We start from the raw sequence: 8,881 nt of genomic DNA, 5'->3' as shown, positions 1-8,881 counted from the left end.
GGTTGAACAGAGCAACACGGTTCGCCCGATTCACGCCGCCGTTTGCGCACCCCGGATTGTGCCGCGCCGTTTGTTGAACCCAGCTGGGGTTCACCTGTCCTTTGCGCCCCCACCCGGAGTGCGCTTCGCGACTCCGGGCTTTGTTGTGGCACCGCTCTGCGGTGTGCACCGCAGAGCGGTGCTTGCCCAAAAGTCGCTCAGTAATACAATTGACGTCCCGCGGGCCGACACAATTCCCCAGCTTTTAGCAGTACTCGCAGCTCATGAGACCGATTGTGCCGGCCTTTCAGGCCTCCGTGATCGAGGTCTTTCCATTCCGGTGGTTAACCGGCCTGTTGATTTAAGCCGATCGTACGTGGGATTAGCCGCGAGCGCGCAAGCGTTCGGGCATTCATCATGTCAGTTACACACCGGCGCCCGTAGGCTCGCGCCAAACGGCTGATTAAATCAAAAGGCCGTGACGCCGTCGCAATCGACCGACTAGTTTCGCGATTGGTCGGCGATCAAGATCACGCGATCACCGATCTTCACCGGCACGCCGGTGACCGTGATTTCACTGCCTTTTTCGGCGTCCTTGGCCGAGGCCGGGTCTCCCATGTCGACGGTCAACTTCTTCCCGTTTTCGGTCTTGATTTTCACGACCAAATGCTCTTCGCCTTTCACCTTCGCGGTTCGGGTTGACTCAATCGTTCCGCTGTAGCGACGACCTGTACGTTCGATTTTTCGTTGCTTTCCATCCTGTTCCAAGGTTGTTGCGACCAGAACATTCTTGTCTCCTCGTTTGGCGACTGGACCAAACGCAGTGAATTTGTCGCCTTTAAACAGTTGCAGGGTCGTTCCGCTGGACCCGAAATCCACCCAGTCGACGTTTCCCTCGGCGCCCTCGATCTGCACCAACAGGCTGATCTCCCCCAGTCGGTTCACCAGTTTGGTATCGGCGACGGTGCCAGTGACTTTGTACGATTTACCACTGAGCCCCTGCTGAGTGCTCTGCGCGATCTTGCTGCTGTGCACTGCATTGTCGGGCGTGCTCGACAGCTCAGAAAACTCGTAGTTGTCGTACACGCCGTCTCCATCGTCATCGCGGTAGGTCGCATAGCTGTCATTCAGCTTGTCGCCGTCGGTGTCGTGATAGCGGCTGACGGATTCGTAGGTTCCGTCGTTATCGTCGTCACGCCAAGTCGCGTAGCCGTCGTCATAGTCTTCGCCATAGAATTCCTCGGCCGGCACGGATTCCCGATCGTTGTCACTGTCCGTACTGGACAGGGAATCAAAGTAGCCGAATTGCTCGTCGTCCCAGCGACCGATCGCTTCGTCGGTCGGGTTGTAATCGTTCCCGTCGAACCATTCCGACACGTCGTACCAGGCATCATCTTCGCGTCGAGGTCCGGCGTTCTCGTCGTCAACGGCGTGCAGCGGTGTCGTCATCAGCGCCAACAAAACGGGTGAGGCAGCGATGCCGATTCGCAGTAGTTTCTTGTTCATTCGTCGTTCCTCGGTCAGGAGTCTCAGGGAAAAGTTCGTTGTGACTCGGCGATGAGTTTCAGTCGCCGGTTGGGTCCGACATCGACGCAAACGACGTGCCAGGGACATCCCCGCAGCGAGGTGACGCCCACGCAGGTACTCTCGCGTCGCCCCCACTTTCTCTTTGCGCGTTTCCCACCCAGGTCGGTCTCATTCCGTTCAGCGCTGCGATCTGCAGAACGCTCACTCCGCAAAGGGTCGGCCATCCAATGAGTCGGCGATGATCGGGATCGACGCACGCGGGAAAACAGGTTTCTGGAAACCCTGAACGGCAACGCTGTGAAGCATTTATTCCCTGCGTTTGACGAGGTGTTAGCGGCAGGGCGCAATCCCTCCGGTCCCTCATCGTTCCCGAAACACCGGAGGGCTCGCGCCCTACCGCTACAAATGCTTCACAGCGTTGCCTGAACGGGTGACGTCAACGCTCCTTTCCCACTTTGCGTTTCCCACCGGCACGTCAGTTGCTCTACCGCGGAGGGCTGATTTTTTAAGATGACTGAGTAACGCGAGATGCAACACAACTACGAATACGTCTCTGATGGCGTGCTGGACGCGATTGGGAACACGCCGTTGATTCGATTGAATCGCTTTCTTGCGAATCCGCGAATCGATCCGCGAATCGAGCTGTACGCTAAATTAGAAGCTGCGAATCCGGGCGGAAGTGCGAAAGACCGACCGGCACGATTCATGTTAGAAGAAGCGCTTCGTCGAGGAGATCTTTGCAGCGATTCAACAGTGATCGAATCATCTTCGGGCAACATGGGGATCGGCCTTGCCCAGGCATGCCGATTCCACGGATTGAAATTTATCTGCGTGGTCGACCCGCGTGCTCAGCAGCAAAACCTGGATATCATCAAAGCTCTGGGGGCAGAGGTGGTGATGGTCACAGAACCATTGGGCGGCGACTTTCTGGCTGCCCGGATCGCCAAGGTGTGTGAACTACTCGAACACAACGTGAACAGTTTTTGGCCCAACCAATACGCCAATGCTGATAACCCGCGTTCGCACCATGAAGGGACGATTCGGGAGATCGATGAAGCGCTTCAGGGCAACTTCGACGTCCTGTTCGTGGCCACCAGCAGCACCGGCACCGCACAAGGTTGCCGCGATTACTTGCGCCAGCGGGGTCGCGACGTTCGCGTGGTCGCGGTGGACGCCGAAGGAAGCGTGCTGTTTGGCGGCTCTGCCGGCCCCCGACATATTCCCGGCCTGGGTGCCGGGAAAGAACCCAAACTTGCCATGGGACAATTGTTCGACGACGTCAACCGTGTGTCCGATCTGGATTGTGTGGTCGGGTGTCGACGGGCGGCCTTGCGTGAAGCGATGCTCGTTGGTGGCTCCGCCGGCGGCGTGCTGATGACCGTCTCTCGGATGCAGGATGAACTCGCGGGAAAACGCTGTGTTGCAATCCTTCACGATTCCGGCACACGCTACTTACAGACCGTCTTTAACGACCAATGGGTCCAAGAATCGCTTGGCTGTGACGCGGGGACACTTCGTCGGTTGGCCGAAAGCGATGATTACTTTGCAGAAAGGAGATGCCAACGATGAGTTCGGTCCTTGATGTTCGCGCGACATCGAACGACAACGTGAGTCCCAAGCAGGCAACCCGCCCGTTGCGTCTGGCCGTCATCGGATGCGGACCGCGGGGGCTGCAATGCCTGGAAGCAGTCAGTCGCAATTTGTCGCCGGCAGCGCTCGCGAACCTCGAGATCTCTGTCTACGAACCGTGCCGGACCCTGGGAGCAGGTTGCGTCTATGACCCGCGACAGCCCCATGTGCTTCGCATGAATTTTGCGTCCCAGCATGTAGATTTCTGGAAGACAGACTCTGACTCCATCACCCATCCGTCCACATCACTGATCGGCTGGCTCGTCGATCACTACCCTGCGCTTGCTGCGAACGACCAGTACGTGCCACGTGCCATCGTGGGCGAATATTTGAACGAATGTTACGCTGTCGTGGAGGGAAAGCTTCGTGGCGCGCGATCGTATGAGGTGATCAGCAGTCATGTCTCCCGCATTCGAAAGTTGCGGTCTGGCTGGGAACTGACCGCCGGCGACAACACAAAGAGGGTTGACGTTGTGGTCCTTACGACGGGACACGAAGGATTTCGCCGCTCGAGCACTTTGGAGCAAGATGAATCAGCGAGATTTGCTTTTCCGGTGCAGGAGAACCTTTCTGAACAATGTGTCTTGCCAGGGTCGAGTGTCTTGGTCCGAGGATTCGGGCTAACCGCGCTGGATGCGATCCTGGCAATGACGGAGGGGCGCGGAGGCTCGTTCGCGCAAACTGACCGGTCTTTCGAGTACCGTGCCGGTGGCCGCGAGCCCAAAAAAATCACCGTCTACAGTCGCACCGGCCGTCCCATGCTCGCCAAACCGACCGCGGCAATCGAACAGGTCTCCGACCACTTTTGGGCGGGTTTCCGAGAGCAGCTACAGGCGATCTCTCCCGATCCTTCAACCGTCAACTTTCATAAAGACGTGTTCTCGGTCATCCAGCGGGCCGCCGCGGAATTACTCGTCCAACATGGCAACTCGGTTTCCGAAAAAGACGTTGCCGATTGGTATCGTAGTTGGTCTCGCTATCGAATGGACTCGCGTTCTGCGTACAAAGCAATGCGACGATCCGTGATGGTGTCGACGGGCGAGCGTCCCCGCGACATCGCCTACGCCCTGGGCGAATCCTGGCGCAAGCTCTATCCCGAAATTGTCACCGTTGTCAGTCACGGCGGCTTGAATTCATTACAATGGCCCAAATACCAGCGTCTCGCCGCGGAGATGGAACGGATCGCCTTCGGGCCTCCTGCGGATTCGTTGCGGCGGTTATTATCTCTCATCAGGGCTGGGACCGTCGAACTGACCAACCAGGACGATGACCTGGATGCAACCCCGTTCGACTCACACATCGACGCCGTGATCGCGGCCCCGAACCAAATCGCGCCCAACGGCCCTCTCGCTTCGTTGCTTGCCGACGGCTGGGTCGAACGCGATGAAACAACGGGTGCCATCAAGGTCGATGCGGCGGGAGAGGCGATCAACTCTCGATCAGAAGAACGTCCGGGACTCTACCTTTTCGGCCGCGCGACCGAGGGCTGGGTCGTCGGCAATGACACGCTCTCACGCACACTCCATGGTCACATTGAACAATGGTCGACGTCACTCGCATCCCGAATCCCAACTCTGAGCAAGCATGAGTGATCCCGTTAGCCTGATGACAGGCGAGACGACCCTGCGCAAGAACTGTGTGGGAAACCCGGCCCTGTCCGCTCGGCTCGAACCATGGATGTGCGAGTTCCTCACCAGCGAGCATGTCGCACAGAACGTGACGAAGCATGACTCGCCGTTGAACGTCATCTGTCCTTCGCCGATGTCGCGGAACATTGCTGAAATCCAATCCCAAATGGAAGCGAGGGGCGTTGCGTCGAAAATCTTCTTCGCCCGCAAAGCGAACAAATGCTTGTCGTTTGTCGACGAGGCGATTCGTTGCGATGCGGGTTTAGATACGGCGAGCGAAAATGAGCTTCGGCAGTGTTTGCAGCGCGGGGTCTGTCCTGATGACATCATCTGCACCGCGGCGGTCAAGTCCGACGATCTGATCGATTGCTGCATCGCCAATCAAGTCTGCATTGCCGTCGACAACCGTGACGAACTCGACGCGGTCGTCGCTCGCTGTCGGGCTGTTGGTAAACGGGCACCGATCGCGCTACGACTGGGCGGGTTCCTGCATGACGATTCGTTGCGTCAGCTTCCAACGGATGGCGGACATCCATCACACGCTGACGGCCCCCGCCAGGCGACGAAACTGCCGACAAGGTTCGGTTTCGACGCGGTGACGGACACCGGCATCGTCAAACAGTTATGCGATCTTCCCATCGAGGTTCGGGGCGTGCACTTTCACCTGGACGGCTACGACGCCGGCCAGCGAGTCTCGGGAATCACTCAGTCACTGCGGTGGATCGACTTGCTTCGATCGGCCGGACACCACCCATCGTTCATGGACATCGGGGGCGGGTTCCCGATCAGTTACCTCGACGACGGGAAACAGTGGGAAACGTTTTGGCATCAACAGGAACGCGCGCTGCTCGGCCGGCGCGATCCGGTGACCTATCGCAATCACGGACTCGGCCTGATCGAACATCAAGGTCACATCCTTGGCAGGCGCGACAGCTACCCCTATCACCAATCGCCCGTACGCGGTGACTGGATGGCAAACATTCTCGACAGCGTGATCGAGGGAAACACCATTGCGGAGCGTTTGCGGGAAGCGCGGATCGAACTACGCTGCGAGCCCGGTCGCAGCCTGTTGGACGGCTGCGGCATGACGATCAGTCGCGTCGAATTTCGCAAACAGAATTCCGACGGCGACTGGCTGATCGGACTGTCCATGAACCGTACCCAGTGCCGGACGTCGAGCGCCGACTTTCTTGTCGATCCGATTCTGATCCGCACCAATCGATCCGACGCCGACGACCCCAAATCGGGCTTCTTGGTGGGTGCCTATTGCACGGAATCCGAGCTGATTTCGCTACGCAAGCTGACGTTTCCACAGGGTGTCGCACGGGGCGATTTGGTTGTATTCCCTAATACCGCAGGCTACTTGATGCACTTTTTGGAAAGCCGATCGCATCAATTTCCCTTGGCAAAAAACCTGGTCGTTTCCGAGACCCTGTCTGTGATGGAGCTGGACGCGATTGATCGCCGAGTTGACTAGAATGCCCTCTGTTTCCAGTTGTTCCATTCGAATCGACCCGCTGCTCAAGACGACGTTGAACTTGCGTTGGCAGTCCCCTGATCTGACTGCAGGTAGTCTTCGACATACAACATCTCAACCATCTTTTTGCCGGCGGCGAGCAAGGGCGATGCGACGGCGGCTCCGGTGAACCCGAATAACACGCCCATGATCGCTTGGAACGCGATCAGCAACGCCGGGGGCAGCGAGGCGGCTTTCTGTTGAATCAGCGGCGTCACGACATAGCTTTCGATCAGTTGCAAGACGAAGTATCCGCCGACGACGGCTCCGACAATCCCGACGCCTTGTGGCAGCGCGAACAAGATGGCCAAGGCCAACGCGATTGCCGCTCCGATGTTAGGAATGAAGGTCAGCAGTGCGGTGAGAATGCCGAGCGTACCCGCCATCGGCACTCCTAACACAAGCAGTAGCAGGAACGCCCCGAACCCCGTCGCCAACATCGAACCGAATCGGCCGATCAGCCACCGCCAGAGCGTCTCGCTGGTCGCATCCAGTACCTCCGCAAACCGACTTCGCTTCGGTTTGGGAACCAGGGAAACGATGCCGTCGCGATAGGATCCCGGCGAAACGGCCAGGAACAACCCGACGAAAAAGATCAGCAGGCTGTTGACGACCAATCCGAATGTCGTTCTGAACATCGCCCCGATCGAACCGGCAGCCTGTTGGACGGGCTCTGGAATGCTGTCGAGCTGGATTCCCGATTGCTTTGACGAACTGCTTTTCTCGTCGCGACTTTGATTCTGCTTGCTACTTTGGTCTCCCCTGTCTGTTTTTTCCTCAGGTTTGCTTTTGTCTTTCTCAACTCCGAGCGCTGTCGAGACAATCGGTGTGGACGCGAGCGTCGTTTCCAAAGCCGGATACTGCTCGATCAAATCGCGTAGTTCATTCACGCCCTCGTCGATCTTCCCACGCGCCGCTTCGACTTGGTCGTTGATCTGAACGAAGAAGAACGCCACCGTTGCGGTCAATATCAGCAGCAAGGAGACAACGACGACCGCCAGGCCCCCCCGATAACCGACGGGAGAGTGAGACGAAACCCATCCGGCCAACTTGGTGAGGAACACGCCGAACACGACACCGAGAAACAGGATCAAAATGATTTCGCTGGCGAGAACGAAAGCTGCTGCCAACGCCACGATGATCGTTAGTACGGTAATCGCACGAATCAGGTTGACGGGGATTCGGTTGGTTGATTCGCTATTCAAGGTTGTCACTCAAAGATGTGGATGGGATCGGTGAAGACTTAACTGGCATCGCGGATCGCATCAATCAATTCCGCTTTTCTCATCTTGCTCCGTCCCTTGATGCGAAGTTCAGCGGCACGATTGCGGAGTTCATCGGTTGTCCGGTCCTCCAGTTTGGTGTTGGGGTTTCCGGTACCTTGAGTCGTGGTATTCGGCGTGCGGCCTTCGTTGCGACGTTGCTTGTTGACGGTACGCGCGGCGACCTCTTTGGCGTTGTCTTCTGACTTGCCGCGCTCGAGTTGGCTTTCTTTGATGTGCTCATACTGTCGCTCATCTTTTTCCGTCCATTCAGGCATCGAACTCTCCCAGGTTTGAATGGTTGGCGTACGTCCATGATTGGTTTGATCATGGCGACTGACGCGAGGGAGATGCGAATCGTGTGCCAACGTCAATGTTAGCGGAACAGCACGAGCGTCATACCGTTAAATCGAGAAGGTGATTGACCATCGCAGGGCCCGTAGGCTCGCGTCAAACGGCTGATCATCTACTGACATCAGCCGGTTGGCGCCAGCGGGAGCGGCGTCCATCAATGTCGATGTAGCGGTATTGATCGCGAGCGGGCTGTCCGGTTTCGGCGCAGGTTTTGCACTCGCGGAATCAGACGCGATGACCAGCCCGATCACCGATCGAGACTGGCTAGCCGAAGCACCAACGAACCGACAATCCATCTCTTTAAGGAGTGTCTGATGTCACGAATCGCAACCGTCGGATTCGTCATGATTGACGGATTTCTAAGCCTTGCGACGATCCTTCAGTCGTCGCTGACATTGGCAGTCGTCTTGCTATCACTTCTCGGCTCGCTCGGAATCACGATGTTATCCGGGGCGGTCCGTTCTGCCCTCCAGCCGAGCTATTTTTGGGAAGATGCCAAAGGAGCGCGCAACCTCATTGAACGATAAGCGACGACGAACGCTGACGTCGCCAATCAAGTCCGGATGCGGGAAAAACTCCCGCTCCCGCCTACACTCAATATCGATCAGGAAAACGCAGTGGAGGTTCGCCAGCCTCGATGGCCTCTTTTGAGACAGAGGCTGGCAATTTTTCTGCCAAGCCAATCCGCCAGCGGCGACAGGCGCGGACTCCGGACAAATGCACCCCCGTGTGGATCGGAGCCGCTCACCACTTGGGTTTGAATCGTCGCTCGATGTGGTAAACGATTTGCTCGCGACTTTGCTCCGCGGAAAGGCTCTTGGTTCGCTCGATGTCTTCGACCTCCATCGCGAGTTCGGCGTCGCGGACCACCTCGCGCAGCCACTGAGAAACGTGGTGGTTGGTCAGGTGGAATTGCCACGTTTCGTCGTCCACCCCATTGGCGGTTTTGACAAACTCTTTCAAGTTTGCCGCGGGCAGTTTGAGTT

7 protein-coding genes and 1 pseudogene are annotated in these 8,881 nt (G+C 57.5%); 4 read left to right on the top strand and 4 right to left on the bottom strand.

The genetic code is table 11. From position 1 onward, the window contains the following. Positions 1-480 precede the first annotated feature (480 nt). The gene (locus ABX749_RS12290) at positions 481-1,485 is read right to left on the bottom strand and encodes a hypothetical protein (protein ID WP_372896243.1); all 1,005 of its coding nucleotides are present in this window, start codon (positions 1,483-1,485) and stop codon (positions 481-483) included. A 549-nt stretch (positions 1,486-2,034) separates the two neighbouring features. On the opposite strand from ABX749_RS12290, the gene sbnA reads away from it, so the two are divergent. From sbnA to ABX749_RS12270, 4 genes and pseudogenes are all read left to right on the top strand, one after another. Next, on the top strand, positions 2,035-3,075 hold the full coding sequence (sbnA, locus tag ABX749_RS12285; RefSeq protein ID WP_372896242.1) for a 2,3-diaminopropionate biosynthesis protein SbnA: 1,041 nt from the start codon (positions 2,035-2,037) through the stop codon (positions 3,073-3,075). Continuing rightward, positions 3,063-3,617, top strand: a pseudogene (locus ABX749_RS12280) (FAD/NAD(P)-binding protein); the annotation flags it as partial. The gene sbnA and the pseudogene ABX749_RS12280, both read left to right, overlap by 13 nt. 102 nt (positions 3,618-3,719) lie before the next feature. Continuing rightward, entirely contained in the window at positions 3,720-4,727 is a 1,008-nt protein-coding gene (locus ABX749_RS12275; protein WP_372896244.1) for a hypothetical protein, read from the top strand. Next, the gene (locus tag ABX749_RS12270; protein ID WP_372896241.1) at positions 4,720-6,240 is read left to right on the top strand and encodes a Y4yA family PLP-dependent enzyme; all 1,521 of its coding nucleotides are present in this window, start codon (positions 4,720-4,722) and stop codon (positions 6,238-6,240) included. The genes ABX749_RS12275 and ABX749_RS12270 overlap by 8 nt, the downstream gene beginning before the upstream one ends. Positions 6,241-6,284: 44 nt before the next feature. Here ABX749_RS12270 and ABX749_RS12265 read toward each other — a convergent pair whose 3' ends face one another. The 3 genes from ABX749_RS12265 to ABX749_RS12255 all read right to left on the bottom strand — a co-directional run. Further along, positions 6,285-7,484 carry an AI-2E family transporter gene (locus tag ABX749_RS12265; RefSeq protein ID WP_372896240.1) on the bottom strand — a complete coding sequence of 400 codons (1,200 nt, stop codon included), beginning with the start codon at positions 7,482-7,484 and terminating at the stop codon, positions 6,285-6,287. Between the two features lie 38 nt (positions 7,485-7,522). Beyond that, entirely contained in the window at positions 7,523-7,819 is a 297-nt protein-coding gene (locus ABX749_RS12260) for a Rho termination factor N-terminal domain-containing protein (RefSeq protein ID WP_145216352.1), read from the bottom strand. A gap of 820 nt (positions 7,820-8,639) precedes the next feature. Then, the coding region (locus ABX749_RS12255; protein WP_372896239.1) for a hypothetical protein at positions 8,640-8,881 on the bottom strand (242 nt) is incomplete at its 5' end.

It is taken from the genome of Stieleria sp. (assembly GCF_041595215.1).
GTDB lineage: Bacteria > Planctomycetota > Planctomycetia > Pirellulales > Pirellulaceae > Stieleria > Stieleria magnilauensis.
Note: the sequence above shows the minus strand (reverse complement) of the source record. Positions and strands in the feature narration are given on the sequence as shown.

Excerpts from the sequence above, each read along its gene's own strand:
- ABX749_RS12290 (WP_372896243.1), bottom strand. The coding sequence starts at position 1,485 with ATGAACAAGAAACTACTGCGAATCGGCATCGCTGCCTCACCCGTTTTG.
- sbnA (WP_372896242.1), top strand. The coding sequence starts at position 2,035 with ATGCAACACAACTACGAATACGTCTCTGATGGCGTGCTGGACGCGATT.
- ABX749_RS12270 (WP_372896241.1), top strand. The coding sequence starts at position 4,720 with ATGAGTGATCCCGTTAGCCTGATGACAGGCGAGACGACCCTGCGCAAG.
- ABX749_RS12260 (WP_145216352.1), bottom strand. The coding sequence starts at position 7,819 with ATGCCTGAATGGACGGAAAAAGATGAGCGACAGTATGAGCACATCAAA.